This window comes from Streptacidiphilus jeojiense (genome assembly GCF_000719095.1).
In the GTDB taxonomy this organism is placed as follows: Bacteria; Actinomycetota; Actinomycetes; order Streptomycetales; family Streptomycetaceae; genus Streptacidiphilus; species Streptacidiphilus jeojiensis.
In genome coordinates this window covers 126,721-142,656 of the sequence record NZ_JOEH01000004.1, presented here as the reverse complement: position 1 = coordinate 142,656, position 15,936 = coordinate 126,721, and the positions used below count along the sequence as shown (strand labels likewise).

General features: G+C 65.9%; 12 protein-coding genes and 1 tRNA gene. 9 read left to right on the top strand and 4 right to left on the bottom strand.

What is annotated here, in order from left to right; all coding sequences use genetic code 11:
- The first annotated feature begins 88 nt into the window (after positions 1-88).
- The 3 genes from IF29_RS45850 to IF29_RS45845 all read left to right on the top strand — a co-directional run bounded on the left by IF29_RS45850 (position 89) and on the right by IF29_RS45845 (position 3,894).
- Positions 89-937, top strand: coding sequence for a hypothetical protein (locus IF29_RS45850; RefSeq protein ID WP_157623620.1), 849 nt, complete (start codon positions 89-91; stop codon positions 935-937).
- Between the two features lie 456 nt (positions 938-1,393).
- On the top strand, positions 1,394-2,680 hold the full coding sequence (locus IF29_RS0105585) for a DNA cytosine methyltransferase (RefSeq protein ID WP_084713600.1): 1,287 nt from the start codon (positions 1,394-1,396) through the stop codon (positions 2,678-2,680).
- Between the two features lie 449 nt (positions 2,681-3,129).
- Positions 3,130-3,894, top strand: coding sequence for a PDDEXK family nuclease (locus tag IF29_RS45845; protein WP_157623619.1), 765 nt, complete (start codon positions 3,130-3,132; stop codon positions 3,892-3,894).
- Between the two features lie 128 nt (positions 3,895-4,022).
- Here IF29_RS45845 and IF29_RS0105580 read toward each other — a convergent pair whose 3' ends face one another.
- Entirely contained in the window at positions 4,023-5,801 is a 1,779-nt protein-coding gene (locus tag IF29_RS0105580; protein WP_030250390.1) for an AIPR family protein, read from the bottom strand.
- Between the two features lie 678 nt (positions 5,802-6,479).
- On the opposite strand from IF29_RS0105580, the gene IF29_RS43220 reads away from it, so the two are divergent.
- Positions 6,480-6,728: a hypothetical protein gene (locus IF29_RS43220; RefSeq protein WP_051724932.1), complete on the top strand. Its 249-nt coding sequence runs from the start codon at positions 6,480-6,482 to the stop codon at positions 6,726-6,728.
- A gap of 232 nt (positions 6,729-6,960) precedes the next feature.
- Here IF29_RS43220 and IF29_RS0105570 read toward each other — a convergent pair.
- Positions 6,961-7,033, bottom strand: a tRNA-Arg gene (locus IF29_RS0105570).
- 447 nt (positions 7,034-7,480) lie between these two features.
- Here IF29_RS0105570 and IF29_RS0105565 point away from each other — a divergent pair.
- From IF29_RS0105565 to IF29_RS0105545, 5 genes are all read left to right on the top strand, one after another.
- The gene (locus IF29_RS0105565) at positions 7,481-8,035 is read left to right on the top strand and encodes a single-stranded DNA-binding protein (RefSeq protein WP_084713598.1); all 555 of its coding nucleotides are present in this window, start codon (positions 7,481-7,483) and stop codon (positions 8,033-8,035) included.
- A gap of 90 nt (positions 8,036-8,125) precedes the next feature.
- Positions 8,126-9,790: an energy-dependent translational throttle protein EttA gene (gene ettA / locus IF29_RS0105560; protein ID WP_030250384.1), complete on the top strand. Its 1,665-nt coding sequence runs from the start codon at positions 8,126-8,128 to the stop codon at positions 9,788-9,790.
- 101 nt (positions 9,791-9,891) lie between these two features.
- Complete coding sequence (locus IF29_RS0105555; RefSeq protein ID WP_030250381.1) at positions 9,892-10,314, top strand: acyl-CoA thioesterase; 423 nt, start codon at positions 9,892-9,894, stop codon at positions 10,312-10,314.
- Positions 10,311-11,009, top strand: coding sequence for a DUF8010 domain-containing protein (locus IF29_RS0105550; protein ID WP_051724931.1), 699 nt, complete (start codon positions 10,311-10,313; stop codon positions 11,007-11,009). Before IF29_RS0105555 ends, IF29_RS0105550 begins: the two co-directional genes overlap by 4 nt.
- A 167-nt stretch (positions 11,010-11,176) precedes the next feature.
- A complete protein-coding gene (locus IF29_RS0105545) occupies positions 11,177-12,271 on the top strand; it encodes a DNA polymerase III subunit beta family protein (protein WP_030250374.1) in 1,095 nt (364 codons plus the stop codon).
- Between the two features lie 106 nt (positions 12,272-12,377).
- Here the strand turns inward: IF29_RS0105545 and IF29_RS0105540 are convergent, their stop codons facing one another.
- Positions 12,378-14,036, bottom strand: a complete 1,659-nt coding sequence (locus tag IF29_RS0105540) for a bifunctional aspartate transaminase/aspartate 4-decarboxylase (RefSeq protein ID WP_030250370.1) — start codon at positions 14,034-14,036, stop codon at positions 12,378-12,380.
- Between the two features lie 123 nt (positions 14,037-14,159).
- Positions 14,160-15,863 carry an aspartate-alanine antiporter gene (gene aspT, locus IF29_RS0105535; protein ID WP_030250367.1) on the bottom strand — a complete coding sequence of 568 codons (1,704 nt, stop codon included), beginning with the start codon at positions 15,861-15,863 and terminating at the stop codon, positions 14,160-14,162.
- Positions 15,864-15,936 lie beyond the last annotated feature (73 nt).

Sequence of the window (15,936 nt, the reverse complement as noted above, 5' to 3'; positions counted from 1 at the left end):
CCCATTGACGTGGCGGTGTATCGCATGAGCGTGCGATAGATGTCCGCCCAGACCCTAACGCACGCGCTCCGGCGGCCGACCATCGCGAGTGACCCAAATCTGGGAGCCGATCCCCGGACGGCCCTACGCCCAGCGAGCCCTCTACGACTGCATTTGCGACTGCGGGACGAAGCGCAGACTTCGTGAACACAACGTACTTCACCGCTCCCGCTCATGCGGCTGTGCCCGCGCGGAAAGCATCGCCGCGCTCGCCGGCACCAAGCGCACCGGCAACTACCGCACTGTGCGGATCAAGGTCGGCACGCGCTTCGAGCGCTGGACCACGCTAGGAGCGCCCCATCTCCAGGAGCGACGCAACGGAACCCGCCACTCCGTCGTCGACTGCGTATGCGACTGCGGTCAGACAAAAACCGTGGCCGCCAACAATCTCCTCAATGGAAGCTCAGGCTCCTGCGGCTGCCTCCAGCGCGACATCATGTCCAAGATGCTGACCACCCACGGGGTGACCACGGCCAAGCGCAAACGGGCCAAAGAGGAGCCTGCAGCCGCGACGCTCGCCAAGGACGCCGACAGCATCCGCCTCTACACCATCTGGGCGGGCATGAAGGATCGATGCGGACGGCCCGCGCATCCGGCCTGGCACCGCTATGGAGGCCGGGGTATCACCGTCTGCGAGCAGTGGCGCAAGGACTTCCGTACTTTCCGGGGCTGGGCCCTGGACCACGGCTATGCCGACGGCCTGGAATGCGACCGCGTCGACCCCGACGCTGGCTACAGCCCCGAGAATTGCCGCTGGATCACCAAACGGGCGAACTTCGAACACATGCGCAAGGCATGGGACGACGACCTGGACCAGCGCCTGATCGCGGAAGCGACGCGTCGGGGGATCGGCCCATACGACCTCATCGCGGAGGCCGTCCGAGCTCACCTGACCTGAAGATGGCACGGTCCTAGGAGGCCCCGCGACACGACCTCCTGCCAGTTCGCCAGCCTACGGACCCTGGCACGCATGATTGGGTGGGGCGCACACATGGCCCCGAAAACCATCCTTCGGCTAGAACCGCAGCCCTTGCGCTGAGGTAGATCGACGGGTCCAACCTTGGCGATGTCATCATTTCGTTACCAAAGCCACCGCGGTCCTGGACTCGATCTGGTTCCTGCCAAGGCGCATCAGTTGGGCCAGCCAGAAGACCCTTGACCAAGGTTGGCCAAGGAGTCCTGGTCAAGCGTTGGGGTTGGTAGTGAGTAGATGGTCCGTTCACGCCAAAGAGGACACCAGGTGGCCAGTGATGGTGGAGACCACGACCGTTCCAGGTGAGAATGGCACGCTAGGAGGGCAGCTGGCGCAGCAAGCCCGGCGACAGTCTCACCGTCCAGTCAGTGAGGATCAGGCATGCATGACACCAAGATCACTAGTGGTCGTACGGCTGCTAGTGCACCTCCGACTGCGATCGACTTGTTCAGCGGTGCCGGCGGAGCATCGCTCGGACTGGTTCAGGCAGGGTTCGATCTGCGCCTGGCCGTGGACCTGGACCCGGTGTACGGCGAAACCCATGGGTCAAATCTTCCTGGCGAGTTCATCGCAGCGGACCTACGGTCCATGGATGCCGAAAAGGTGTTTCAGACGGCTGGACTCAAGCCAGGTGAGCTGGACGTACTCTTCGCTGGTCCCCCTTGCCAGGGCTTTTCAATGTTGGGCTCCAGGGTCGTCTGGGATCAGCGCAACAACCTATTCCGTGAGGTCCTACGACTCTCCGAAGAGCTCGCGCCCCGAGCCATCGTCATCGAGAACGTCCCAGGCCTCGTCAGCTTGGCAGGGGGCGCGTACCTCCGCGCCATCCTGGAAGGCCTCAATGCCCGGGGCTACAGCGCCGCGTGCGCAGAGCTACTGGCGGCCAGCTACGGAGCACCTCAGATGCGTTGGCGTCTGATTATCATCGCGTGGCGTCGGGACCTTGAAATCCAAGCCGGGTACGGCTTCCCCTCTCCGACGCACGGTCAGAACCGCATCGGGGAACTCCTTCCCAACGTCACGATTCGTCCGCACGAGCTGGACGGTTTTGTGACCACACGCCAGGCCTTGGGCGACCTACCTGCCGTCATGGCTGGCGAACAGGTAGAGCTCTATAGCGGCAAACCCCAGAGCGCTTACCAGAAGAGCATGCGCGAGGGGCTCTCAGACGAGCTTTACAACCACTACGCCGCCAAGCTGACTCAGGCCAACCTGGAGCGACTGGCGCTTCTGCGTCCGGGCCAGGACTGGCGCGACCTACCCCACGAGATGCTGCCACCGGGGATGCAGCGGGCCCTCCGTAAAGACCACACGCGCCGCTACCGGCGCATGACCTGGGAAGGCATCCCACGGTCGGTTGTCACTCGGTTCCGGGATCCCAAAACGGGCGAATACACCCATCCTGAACAGAATCGGACCATCTCAATTCGCGAGGCCGCACGTCTCCAGGGCTTCCCAGACCGCTTCCGCTTTGAGGGCACTCGGTCCAGCCAGTACGAACAGGTGGGTAACGCGGTACCAGTGCCGCTCGCCCATGCCATTGCCACGGAGGTCAGGAACTGCCTCGAAGGCAACCCCGGATCGCGCCTTGACCACCCCTTCCGCCGTCGCCCCGTGCCCTTGATCGGCTCACACGGCGAGCTGGTGGAACAAGGAGTTCTTGTTTAGACCAAACTCCGGACTGAGCGCAGCAGTTGGCATAGGCTGCGCGCATGCCAAACTCGATCTTCGAAACGAGCACCGCCTACGCCAGCGCCGGCCGTCCGCACGTCTCGGAGTGGTTTGGCCACCGGGTCTTCCCTGTGGTCTCGGGGTCACCCGCCGCCCTGAGCGACCAGAAGGCGCACCGGTGCCCGTTCCTGAGCCAGGCCCTCGGGTCCCCCCAGCGATGCGTGAAGAGCAGCGAGGACGACCCAGCGAAGCGAAACTCAGCAGGTGTGTGCACCATCAGCTCTACCAGCAACGGGAGCCGTCAGGACTGGCTGGTTTGTCCATTCCGCGCATTGGACAACAGGCTCATGCGACAGATGGTTCGGCGCCTCTTCAGCATCGGAGAGTCGGTTCACGTCGTCGTCCGCCCAGCGCCGGTCCTGGATTCACCCTCAGAGCGGGACGCGTTGATCGCTGAAGTAGGCCGCGGCGAAACTCGTGTCTTTGTCTATTTTCAGGGGAAGTTGGGCGGCGAGATCGGCCTCCCCAAGACATCCGGTTCGCCGGCTATGTCCTTCGACGTCACCGTGGTAGAGCTTCTGCCTGGCCAGGAGGGGCTGTATCCATCCATGCAGTCCGTCAGCCTAGGGAAGTACGGTGTAATTGAACTCCAGACCACCGATACGCACGGTACCTACAAGCAGACCGTTGACGCCCTTACCAATGCACTCAATCTACATCCCGAAGATTTTCATCATCAGCTATCCGAAAACCCTCAATGGGCGGGGAAAAGGGTAGAGGGCCCAAACGTTTCCAACGTCTTCAAGCGGACCTTCTATCAGGTAGCTTTTAAGTTTCAAGCCACTAAGCGAGAATCCTCTGTAGGATGTATTCTCGTACTCCCAAAACCGGTCTGGGATTCATGGAGACCATTTCTGGGCGATCCTGAAATTGTGGAGCAGGCCGACGGGACACAGCGACTCTGGGACGGTTCGGGATCCGATCCGAGCGATTGGATCTACGTCTTCGATGTAGCAAATCTCCCAGGAGAAGCGGGCAGCCCAGCGCCGCTGGCGGTCGAATTGGTCATCGGAACCGATGCCGCTACACTAAGTAAGGCCGCACTTGATATCGCCCCACAAAAGGCGGTCGCTGGGCAAGGGAGTCAAGATGCCGTGCTGACGGCTCTGCACAGGCGACTTAAGACTAATCTGCCAGGACTTGGCTTCTGATATTGATCTGTTGATGCCGGCCTTATGATGGCAAGATATATAGCGTCCGCAGCTGGCAATCCCCGGACCGCGGAGGGTCCTGGCCAAGGCTCTGGCCAGGACCTTTCTGGACTGACGGCCAGCTGAGCCTATTCGCTTGTTTTGCTTGCTCGACCAAGCAAGTAGTTGCTAAAGGCCTGGGTTTTCGCGGCCCTCTCCAGAATCATCTGCTCGGCTTCCAGGTAGTCAGCCGACCAAACCTTAAGTTCCTCAAAGGCCGACTTGAGCTGCGCGTCGCCAACCTGAGCCCCTTCGACTGCAAGCTTGCGCAGCTGCTGTGGCCGCCGAACCCGCTCGCCCCCATTGAGCTGCTCGGCGATGAGCATCGCCAGGTGGAATTTGAGGTTACTCTTCTGGACAATATTCGCCTCGGCAGCCTCTGACAAAATAAAGCCATCGATTTGTCGCTGAAGTCGAGCGGCCCAGAGGTAGATACTTAGATCGACACTGGCATTAAATACCTGCGAGTAGTCGTCGTTGTTCTTCAGGAGGGAAGTAGGCTTTCCGCGAGACTTATCGGGCCGAGAAAGGCCCATCGCCGTGACCGCCGCCCCAAGGAACTGGATGCTGACAATCTTCGACGGATCCTTTCCCTCGTTTTTATAGAAGCCTTTACGTCTGTCGTAGTACCAGCCATGAGTTAGGAAGTAGTCTTCAATGTTGCGCTGAACCTCGTCCGTCGCGCGCAGGGAGGCGTCCGTGATGGCGGTTTGACGATTAGTGGCCCTGATTACCATATCTCGCGTTGCTGCGACATCCGTGACAATGATACGGACGAGCAGCATCCGCTCCCCGACCTCCGGCGCAACCGGGTCTCTAAGAGTTTCAAAGATCTCGTGGCTTGTTTGCAGGCCATTGACGATCTGAATATTCGACAGCGAATACGTCTTCGCGTTACTGGTGGCTTCACTGCAGATTAGAGTGACGCCGTTGTTCATCCACCAAAACTCGGGACTCTCCGCAGACCTAAGCGATTTCCGAATCTCTTGGTTGACCGAGACATTTCCCTGATAGTCTCTGACATTCCACTCGAACAGATGGCGCCGCAGCCTACCCTGCTCGTCGACAATCAGGTTGAAGTAGTCGCGTAGCCTGACGAGTGCCACGTGCGATCGACCACTCGTGGCGCTCTCCTGGTAGTTCATAGCGAGCGTGTAAGGGGGACGCTCATTGTAACGGGCTAGAAGCTCTTTATCTCCGAGGAGGTCTACGGAAATCTTTTCCGCAGCGGGCACCGTACTCAGAATCACCTGCTTGAGCGAATGGATCTTTGCTTCGAGCTGCGGGGTGATATTCCGCGAGTCACCTGGGGCGGCATAGATCACATTGACGCTGATCTTGGGTCGGCGCACCAGCAACTTTTCCCAAGCGTCGCGAAATAGCCCAAAGCGCTTTAGGAGCTTACTGTTGTACAGAACTGCAAATGAATCGAGGGCCTGTGAAAGGTCCAGGAGTCGCCGGAACGTTCCTTCCAGCTTCTCAATGGCTTCTTCAGTGAAGTTCGACGTCCTCTTCGCTTGGACTACCCAAAGCTCCAAATTCCTGTCTTGCCCGAAGTCGCTCGGCTTGCTCGAAGATGTGACCACATCTGAGTCTTCGTCCAGCAGGCCGTCATCAAAGAAAACGTAGACAGCATCGATTGCGCCGTCCTGTCCACCCCCTACGATGCCGGCCTCCACCTCCTCTAGCCCGAGGCCGTACGATCGAAGGGCCAATTCGGAAGCGAAGGCCTCGAAGGCTACAGCATCCTCAGCAGACGGAAGGTTATCCTCCTTCCACGCTTCGTAAATCCGCATGATGAGGGTTTGCGCATTACTTGGCATGCCCGGCATGTTGTACCCCCTGTTACAAAACTCGACTTCCGCCACTGATCTTCTCCCGACCAGCGCGGTACATCGCAGGAGGACAGGATCACAGTGTTCGCGATTTTAGCGCTCGTTCCTTCGACGGGTGCACCAGTCCCCGGATCGAAGCCCGAGTGTGCCGTGCATGACCGCGCCCATAGGGGACGTCCAAGTCGGACGCTGCCCGCGTCAGGGCTACACGGGTGTCTCGGCTTTGAAGGTGTGCGTGCGGTGCCAGTGGAAGTGAGGTTCGCGGTCCTCGTTCCACCAAGGAACGGTCCGATCGGCGAGGTGCTGCTGGATGTGCTCGCTGAGTGAGGGCAGCGAGTCCGCAAGCGGGCTTACCTGGATGCTGCCGCCGGGGGGCCGCCCTGTTGGGCTGGATTTACAGGCGACCGCGCGGCGGCAAACGGCTCCATACCTTCTTCGCCACCCTCCGCTACTGCGGCTGCCGCCCGGAAGAAGCAGTGGCCCTGCGCGTGGCCGACTTCCACCTACCGGAGGAAGGCTGGGGGCGAGATCATCGTCCACACCGCCACGCCGGAAGTCGGCCGCCACTGGACCGATTCCGGCAAGCGCCATGACGAGCGAGCGCTGAAGGGACGCGAGATCGGCGACAGCCGCGGCGTCCCCATTCATCCAGACGTCGTCAAGATCCTCCGTGCCCACGTCGTCCGCGAACGGCTGAAGCCCACCGATCTGATGTTCAAGGGCGAATTCAGCGGCCCACTCGCCGGCGGGGTCTACCGTCGCGCATGGACGCGCGCCCGTAAGGAGGTACTCACCCCGCACGAGTGCGCCTCGCCGCTGGGCAGGCGCGTCTACGACAACCGCAACACCTGCCTGACGGAGTGGCTCAACAACCGCACGCCGCCAGCCCAGGTAGCCGAATGGGCCGGGACCAGCGTTGCCCTGCTACTCACCACGTACGCCAAGGTGATCGACGGCTAGGCGGCCGACGCACTGAAGCGGCTCACGACCGGTGTCACCGTGGCGTCCCCGCCCGAGGGCTGAGCCTCAAACTTCGCCGCGTATACGCCGTGGACACCCGCAGCCCGCCGGTTTTCACCGGACGCGGCCGGACACCGGCGCCTTCGATAGGAAGGTGTCCGGCTGCTCTCGCAAGCGGCCTACCAGGGCCTTGACCAGGCTGAACGGCGGTAACGAAGGAGGGAAGAAGAGGTGCCCCCGGCAGGACTCGAACCTGCGGCCAAGTGCTTAGAAGGCACCTGCTCTATCCACTGAGCTACGGGGGCGGGGCTGGACAGAGGCCGGGGTTGGTGGGCCGGGCTGGGTCCTGCCGTGGGACAGGATAAGCGCCGGTCGGCTCTGCACCTGGTGTGCCGGCGGGGTGGTGTAGGCCGTAACCCCCCGCTTGGGCGGTCTGATAATCGCAGGTGGGATCCTTGGGCGCAGCGGTGCGGGAGCCCAGAGGGCGGGCTGTTGTCCACTCGTTACGGCGCTGCTGCCTCAGCCGTTATGGTCGGAGCCGATTACTGAGCGTGTACGGTCAGGGTCGATCGGGAGAACATCGTCACCGCTGCCGTCACGCTGGGGCACCGGTCGCCAACTACACCCGATCGAGTGAGGGCCTTTTCCACATCCCCCTGGTTGTCCACAGCTCCGCGCCCGGCGCCGCTCCGGGGCCTCGTTCTGCTCCAGGCTGGTTCCGGACAGCAGCTCACGGACAGGGGTAGGGCGCGATGAACAGCACTTTGGTGACGGTCGTGGGGCACGTGGCCTCGGAGGTGCGGTACGCGACGACGGCGAGCGGGGTGCCGGTGGCGAGCTTCCGGCTGGCGGCCACGGACCGGCGGTTCGACAAGCAGCGAGAGGTCTGGGTGGACGGGGACACCAGTTTCTATACGGTCTGGTCCTGGAGATGGTTGGCCGAGAACGTGCTGGCCTCGGTCGGCCGGGGTGATCCGCTGCTGGTGACGGGGCGGATGCGGGTCCGGGAGTGGGACAACGGGGAGGGGAAGCCCCGGGGGTACGCCGCCGAGATCGAGGCCACGGCGATCGGGCACGACCTCTCGCGGGGCACCTCGGCCTTCCGGCGCGCCGTGCGCGGGCGACCCGAGCTGGTGGCCAAGGCTTCGACGCGGACGACCGAGCCGGTCGAGGACGCCCCCGGCGCCGGCATCACGGCTGATCCGCGCCCGACGGCCGCCGCTCCGTCGAACACCGCCACCGCCACCGCCTCCGCCCCCGTACTCGTCGGCGCCGCTCCCCCGGGGAGCGGCGAGCGGGGAGTGTGAGCCCTGCCTCACCGGGGTTCGGGGCCCCGCCCCGGGTGCGGCACAATGGAAGGCTGTAAACCAACCCCCTACGACGCCGGACGGTTCACCTTGGCTGAGTACATCTACACCATGCGCAAGGCACGGAAGGCTCACGGCGACAAGGTCATCCTTGACGACGTGACGCTCAGCTTCCTGCCTGGCGCGAAGATCGGCGTCGTGGGCCCCAACGGCGCGGGCAAGTCCACCGTGCTGAAGATCATGGCCGGACTGGAGCAGCCGTCCAACGGCGACGCCTTCTTGTCCCCCGGCTACAGCGTCGGCATGCTGCTGCAGGAGCCCCCGCTGGACGAGAGCAAGACCGTCCTGGAGAACGTCGAGGACGGCGTCCGCGAGATCAAGGGGAAGCTGGACCGCTTCAACGAGATCGCCGAGCTGATGGCGACCGACTACTCGGACGCGTTGCTCGAGGAGATGGGCACGCTCCAGGAGGAGCTCGACCACGCCAACGCCTGGGACCTGGACGCCCAGCTGGAGCAGGCCATGGACGCCCTGGGCTGCCCGCCCGGCGACTGGCCGGTGAACAACCTCTCCGGTGGTGAGAAGCGCCGCGTCGCACTCTGCAAACTGCTGCTGGAGGCCCCCGACCTGCTGCTGCTCGACGAGCCCACCAACCACCTGGACGCCGAGTCCGTCGCGTGGCTGGAGCAGCACCTGGAGAAGTACGCCGGCACCGTCGTCGCGGTCACCCACGACCGGTACTTCCTCGACAACGTCGCCGAGTGGATCCTGGAGCTGGACCGCGGCCGGGCCTTCCCCTACGAGGGCAACTACTCCACCTACCTGGAGACCAAGGCCACCCGCCTCAAGGTCGAGGGCCAGAAGGACGCGAAGCGCGCCAAGCGCCTCAAGGAGGAGTTGGAGTGGGTCCGCTCCAACGCCAAGGGCCGTCAGGCCAAGTCCAAGGCCCGTCTGGCCCGCTACGAGGAGATGGCGGCCGAGGCGGACAAGATGCGGAAGCTGGACTTCGAGGAGATCCAGATCCCGCCGGGCCCGCGTCTGGGCAGCGTCGTGGTGGAGGTCAACAACCTCTCCAAGTCGTTCGGCGACAAGATGCTCGTCGACGACCTGAGCTTCACCCTGCCCCGCAACGGCATCGTCGGCATCATCGGTCCGAACGGCGCCGGCAAGACCACGCTGTTCAAGATGCTGCTCGGGATGGAGCAGCCCGACTCGGGCACGGTCCGCATCGGCGAGACCGTCAAGGTCTCCTACGTCGACCAGAGCCGCGCCAACATCGACCCCAAGAAGACGCTGTGGGCCGTCGTCTCCGACGAACTGGACTACATCAACGTCGGCCAGGTCGAGATGCCGTCCCGGGCCTATGTCTCGGCCTTCGGCTTCAAGGGCCCGGACCAGCAGAAGCCCGCGGGCATCCTCTCCGGCGGTGAGCGCAACCGGCTCAACCTGGCGCTGACGCTCAAGGTCGGCGGGAACCTGCTGCTGCTCGACGAGCCCACCAACGACCTGGACGTGGAGACCCTCGGCTCGCTGGAGAACGCGCTGCTGGAGTTCCCCGGCTGCGCCGTGGTCATCTCCCACGACCGGTGGTTCCTGGACCGGGTCGCCACCCACATCCTCGCCTACGAGGGCGACTCCAAGTGGTACTGGTTCGAGGGCAACTTCGAGTCCTACGAGAAGAACAAGATCGATCGCCTGGGTGCCGACGCGGCCCGTCCGCACCGTGCCACCTACAAGAAGCTCACCCGAGGCTGACTCCGGCGACACCCACCCGCAACACCGCCGGGGCAGGCTTGGACTTGGCAGTATCGAGCCCGTCCTGCCCCGGCGCCTCCCCTCCCGCTCTGGAGACCCCCGTGCCCCGCCACATATACGCCTGTCCGCTGCGCTGGTCCGACATGGACGCGTTCGGACACGTCAACAACGTGGTCTTTCTGCGCTACCTCGAGGAGGCGCGGATCGACTTCACCTTCACCAACGCCGGCGAGGCGGGCGAGAAGGCCTTCTCCGAGGGCTCCGTTGTGGCGCGGCACGAGGTCGACTACCTGCGTCCACTGGTCTACCGGCCGGAGCCGGTCACCATCGAGACCTGGCTGACCAAGCTCGGCCACGCCTCGTTCACGGTCGCCTACGAGATCAAGGACGCGGACATGGTCTACGTCCGGGCCTCCACGGTCGTGGTCCCCTACGACCTGGCGGCGGCCCGGCCGCGCCGGCTCACCCCCGGCGAGCGCGCCTTCCTCCTCGACTACCTGGAAACCGCAGCGGTAGCCGCGTGACCACAGTGACTGCGATCCGGTTCGCCGACCCCCGGGAGGCCCCCGCCCTGGGCGCCTTCCTCAGCAGGCTGCTCCGGTACGACAAGGCCGCCGTCGTCCGGCTGCAGACCGCGAACGGGGCACTGGCCGTCTTCGGCCGGCTGCCGCTCGGCGAGAACGGACCGCTGGTGGTCCGAACCGCACCGCTGGCGACGCAGTCGCAGCTGCAGACTCAGTCGCAGCCCCAGCCCCAGCCGCAGTCCCTGGACGCCACCGTCTCGGCCGGTCAGCTGCTGGACGGCATCGCCGAACATGCCGAGGGCGGCGAGAACGCGGCCGACCTGGTGCTGCCGCCGCCGGTCACCGGCCCCTCCTGGGCCGGGCTGCTGCCGCCGCGCACCTCCTGGGAGCATGTCGCCGACCTCGACACCGCGCTGCTGGACGCCGCCGTCCAGGCGGCGATCACCGAGTTCCGCCAGGAGGGGGCCGACCCGGACGCCCTGGCCGAGTCGATCTGGTCCCGGCAGGTCCACCCCAGCGGGCTGACCATGCGCGCCGTGCACGCCGCCCACCTGGTCGGCCTGCTCCGGCAGTCCAGGACCGTCGCCCTGCACCGGCACCCGGCCTGGCTGCGGATCACCGCCCCGCGCGGGGCCGTGATCATCCGCAGGGCCCCCGCCCCGGGCGCCGGCCTCGGCCTGTCCCCGACCCGCTGACCCGGCCGCGCCGAGTCGACCGGTCGCCGATGCCACCAATGTCGCCGATGCCCCCGATGTCGCCGCTTGACCCTCGACCTGGTCGAGCCAGCAGAGTCACCGCTGTGGAGAGCACAGCGAACGAGACAAGGGACGATCCCGGACAGCAACTGCTCAGCATCGGCGAGATGGCCAGGGCCAGCGGACTGACCGTCAGCGCCCTGCGGTTCTACGACGGAGCGGGGATCCTGCTCCCGGTCCAGGTCGATCCAGGCAGCGGCTACCGGTGGTACGGCTCCGACCAACGCACCGAGGCCCGGCTGCTGGCACGGCTGCGCCGGGTCGGCATGCCGCTGGCGGACCTGAGACTGATCCTCGCCGGCTGGGCCGGCCAGGACACCGCCCTGGTCGGCAAGCTGCTCGACGCGCATCTGCTCCGGCTGCAGGACGGCCTGGACGACGCCCGCCGTGAGCTCTCCACAGTCCGAGACCTACTCGCTCTGAGGGAGCACCAGATGCCCGAGACCGCAGACACCGCCCCCGTACGACTGACCCTGGAGGCCGAGGCGCTCGCAGCCGCCCTGGACACCGTCCGCTTCGCGGTGAGCACCGATCCTGAACTGCCGATGCTCGGCGGGGTCTGCTTCGACGTGGACCCGGAGGACCGGACCCTGCGCCTGGTGGCCACCGACCGCTACCGACTCGCCCTGTCCCAGCTGCCCCTTGACGCCCGCTCAGCCCCGGTGGCACGGCAGGTCCTGGTGCCGGCCGCCCTGGTCGACGCCGTCCGCGCACTGCTCGGCTCCGGGGGCGAGGCGGTGCTGACCCTCGACCTGGACCGGATCTCCCTGGAAGCCGGCGGCAGCCAGGCCGGTGGATCGGTGCTGGAGCACGACTTCCCCGACTACCGCCGGCTGGTCCGGCTGGCCCCGGGGCGCCGGGTCCCGGTGGATGTGCCCGCCCTGCGTGCCGCGCTGTCCACCGCCGAGGTCCACGGCAGCCGGCGCGACCAGGACGGCGGCGACTTCGACATCGCCGTCCTCGGCGTCTCGCCGGACGGCGCCCTCACCGTCGTGAGCAGGGAGGACCGCCCCGCCGACCACTTCGCCGTCAACCGGGAGTTCCTGCTGGACGCCCTCGCCGTCACCGCCCGGGACCAGTTGGTCCTGGAGCTCGGCGGACCGGTCGCCCCGCTCGCGATCCGGCTCCCCGACGCCGAGGACGGCCGCGAGGACGGCCGCTCCCTCTCCCTGCTGATGCCGGTACGCCTCGACGACGAGTGACCAGACCCCACCCCGCCCGGACACCACGACGGGGCCGGCGGCAACGCGACTTCGCGCTGCCGCCGGCCCCGTCCCACTGGCCCCGTCCCCGCAGGACCGACGACCGTCAGCCCTGCTTCACCGAAGCCTCCCACTCCGCCCGGTAGTCGGCGAAGATCTCCTTCAGGTGGTGGCCGATCTTCAGGTAGTCCAGGTCGTCCAGGTTGGCCAGCGACACCCGGACCGACCACTCGGGACCGTCGAAGCCACCGCCGTTGAGCAGCACCACCCCGGTCTGCTCGGCCAGCCGGAACAGCGGCTCCACCGGCTCATAGGTGGCCAGCAGGTAGTCGGCGAAGGCCTTGCCGGACACCCGCTCGGCCTCGGCCAGCAGATCCAGCTCGATGTAGTAGCCGGCCCGCTGCGGGTCGTCGGAGATGCGCATCCCGGAGCCCTCCAGCAGCAGCTCCAGCCGCTGGCGCACGATGGACTGCACCTTCGCCTTGTACTCCTTGCCCGCGGGCAGCAGGGCGAACAGCGAGAACAGCGTCATCTGCACCTGCTGCGGCAGGCTCAGCCCGGCGGTGTGGTTGAGCGCGACCTGGCGCGAGTCGGCCACCAGCCGGTCGATGAAGCGGATCTTGTCGGGCTCCAGGGTGAGCGTCCCGTAGCGCTTCCGCAGCCGCTCCCGCTCGGCCTCCGGCAGTGCGGCGATCTGCTCGTCGATGACGTTGTCCCGGTCCAGCCCGATGACGCCCAGCCGGTGCCCGGTGCAGCCGTAGTGCTTGGAGTACGAGTAGACCAGCAGGGTGTTGCGCGGCAGCTCGGCGGCGATGGTGCGGAAGCCGTCGACGAAGGTGCCGTAGACGTCGTCGGTGACGATCAGCAGGCCCGGGTTGCTGGTCTCCACGATGCCCTTGATCTGGCTCATCACCCGCTGGGACAGCGCCAGCGACGGCGGGTTGCTGGGGTTGACCAGGCAGACCAGCCGGACCGACGGGTCGGCCAGCTTGGCCACCTCCTCCTCCGGGTAGCGCCACTCCCGGACACCGGTCTCGGAGAAGTTGGACGCCTCCACCTTCACCACGTCGAACTCGTAGGTGTCGAGCTCGGGGATCTCGATGTAGGGGGTGAACACCGGCACCATCAGCGCGATCCGGTCGCCCTTCTTCAGCACGCCGTTCTTCAGCAGCGAGTCGAAGATGTAGCACATGGCGGCGGTGCCGCCCTCGGTGGCGAACAGGTCGAGCTGCGCCCCGGCCGGCGGCCGGGAGTCCATCAGCTCCTCCTGCAGGTAGCCGCGGACGATCTGCTCGGCGTTCACCAGCATCCGGTCGGGCACCGGGTAGTTGTCGCCGATGATGCCGTCGGTGAGCTCGTGCAGCCAGCCGTCCCGGTCCAGGCCGAAGCGCTCGGCGGCGAGGTCGACGCAGTCCTTGAGCAGGGCGATCCCGGGGAGCTCCGGGTGCGATGCGGCGAAGGCGTCGAACCTGGCGGCGACGCCCTTCAGCTCGGGCATGCCGCCGAGGTTGTCCGCGGTCCAGACCCGGCGGCTCTCGGCCAACGCGAAGGCGCCCAGGGCGAAGTAGGCCTCGCGCGGACCGGTGGCGACCCAGTTGGGGTTGCCGCGCCCGGCGTTGAGCATCGCCCGGGTGCTGCGCTCCTTCTGCCTGGGCTGGTCGGCCTGGTACTTCTCGGCGAGCGCGATGAACTCGCCCTTGAGCTCGAACGGACTGAGCGTGGCGAGGCGGTGCATCTCCTCGCGGGTGACGCTGGACTTGGGCACAGGGAACTCCAGGAAGGATCGGAGGGTATTCGGCGAGGTCGGGTCGAGTCAGATCGGATCGACTCAGGTCGAGTCAGATCGGGTCGAGTCAGATCGGGTCGGGTCGGGTCAGATCGGGTCGGGTCAGGCCAGCAGGGCGACGATGATCGCGCCCCAGATCGTCAGCAGCACATTGGCCACGGCGTAGGGGATGGTGTAGCCGAGGACCGGGACCTGGTTGCCCGCGGCCTCGTTGGTGGCGCCGATGGCCGCGGTGGTGGTCTGACCGCCGGCCACCACGCCCATCAGGATCGGCGTGCGGATCTTGAACACGTAGTGCCCCACCGCGACCCCGACGAACAGCGGCACCACCGTGGCCACCGCACCCCAGATCAGCAGCCCCCAGCCGGCGCTGGCGAGACCGCTGGAGAAGCCGGGCCCCGCGTTGATGCCGACGATGGCGACGAACATGCACAGCCCGAGGGTGTCCATGAACCACTGCGCGCCCGGCGGCACATTGCCGTAGGTGGGGTAGCGGCCGCGGATCCAGCCGAACACCAGACCCATGATCAGCGCGCCACCGGAGGTGGACAGGCTGATCGGCACCCCGCCCATGGTGAGCGCCGGGATCCCGATGCAGCCGCCGAGGAAGATGCCGAGGCCGACCCAGATCATGTCGGTGGCGAAGCTGGTCGGCACCGGCTTGCCGATGGCCTCCCCGGCCGGGTCGACCAGCCGCTTGGGACCGCTGAGGACCAGGGTGTCGCCCCGGTCGATGGTGGTGGACAGCCGGTACGGGAACTCCGCGCCGGAGCGGTAGATCCGGTCGATGAAGACCCCGACCATCACCGGCTCGGCCCGCAGCTGTGCGACCGTCTTGCCGATCGTCCCCTGCTCGGAGACCACCACGTGCAGCGATTCGGTCTGGTAGCCGAGCAGTTCGATGTCGTCCGCCTCGAACCCGATGTGCACCCGGGCGTCGAACTCCACCAGGTCGTGCCGCAGCGCGCTCACCGCGAGGATGTCGCCCTGCTGCACGACGGTCCGCTGGTCGTGGTCCAGGATCTGGCCGTCCCTGCGGATCCGGGTGATGTAGATGCGGCGGCCGAGTGCCTGCTGCTGCTGCTCGAAGTCCTCGACGGTACGGCCGACCAGGAACGCGGCGTCCACGTTGAAGGCGCGCAGGACCACCTCGTAGTAGCCCGCGCCCAGGTCCGGGTCCTCGCTGGGCACGTCCAGTTCCTTGGCGAGGATCGCACTGTCACGCTTCATGTCGGTCCGCAGCATCCGCGGGAAGATGTTGGCGCAGAGGATGGCGCAGAGGATGGTGCCGAGCGGGTAGGTCACCGCGTAGGCGACCGGTACCAGGTTCTGCTGGTCGGTGATCTGAGTGTGGCTCAGCCCGGGCAGGTTGCCGATGGCGTCCTGGGCCACGCCGATGACCGCCGACTGGGTGAGCGCGCCGCCGAGCAGTCCGGCGCCCAGGCCGGTGCCGTAGCCGAGCATCTTGGCGAAGCCGTAGCAGACCAGCAGACCGGTGACGCACATCACGACCGCGGTCACGACCTGCGGCAGCCCGTCCTTCTTCAGCCCGCGGAAGAACTGCGGCCCGACTTTGTAGCCCAGGGCGAACAGGAACATGATGAAGAAGACCGCCTTGACGGTCGAGTTCACACTCACATTGGTCGCCCAGCCGGTGAACAGTCCGGCGATCAGGCAGCCGGTGACGGCTCCGAGGCCGATCGCCTTCCAGCGGAGTTTCCCGACCAGGAATCCGAGCGCCACCGTGAGGAAGATCAGCAGCTCTGGATAGGGCTTGAAGATGTGGTCTGTGAGCCAGTCCACCATGGATGCGGCCGCCTTAGGGGAGTCGAATCGGGCAGCTTGCCTGAGCGCCCACAAAGACCCTAAGTGACCATAT

Excerpts from the sequence above, each read along its gene's own strand:
- IF29_RS0105585 (WP_084713600.1), top strand. The coding sequence starts at position 1,394 with ATGCATGACACCAAGATCACTAGTGGTCGTACGGCTGCTAGTGCACCT.
- IF29_RS43220 (WP_051724932.1), top strand. The coding sequence starts at position 6,480 with ATGTTCAAGGGCGAATTCAGCGGCCCACTCGCCGGCGGGGTCTACCGT.
- IF29_RS0105565 (WP_084713598.1), top strand. The coding sequence starts at position 7,481 with ATGAACAGCACTTTGGTGACGGTCGTGGGGCACGTGGCCTCGGAGGTG.
- IF29_RS0105545 (WP_030250374.1), top strand. The coding sequence starts at position 11,177 with ATGGCCAGGGCCAGCGGACTGACCGTCAGCGCCCTGCGGTTCTACGAC.
- aspT (WP_030250367.1), bottom strand. The coding sequence starts at position 15,863 with ATGGTGGACTGGCTCACAGACCACATCTTCAAGCCCTATCCAGAGCTG.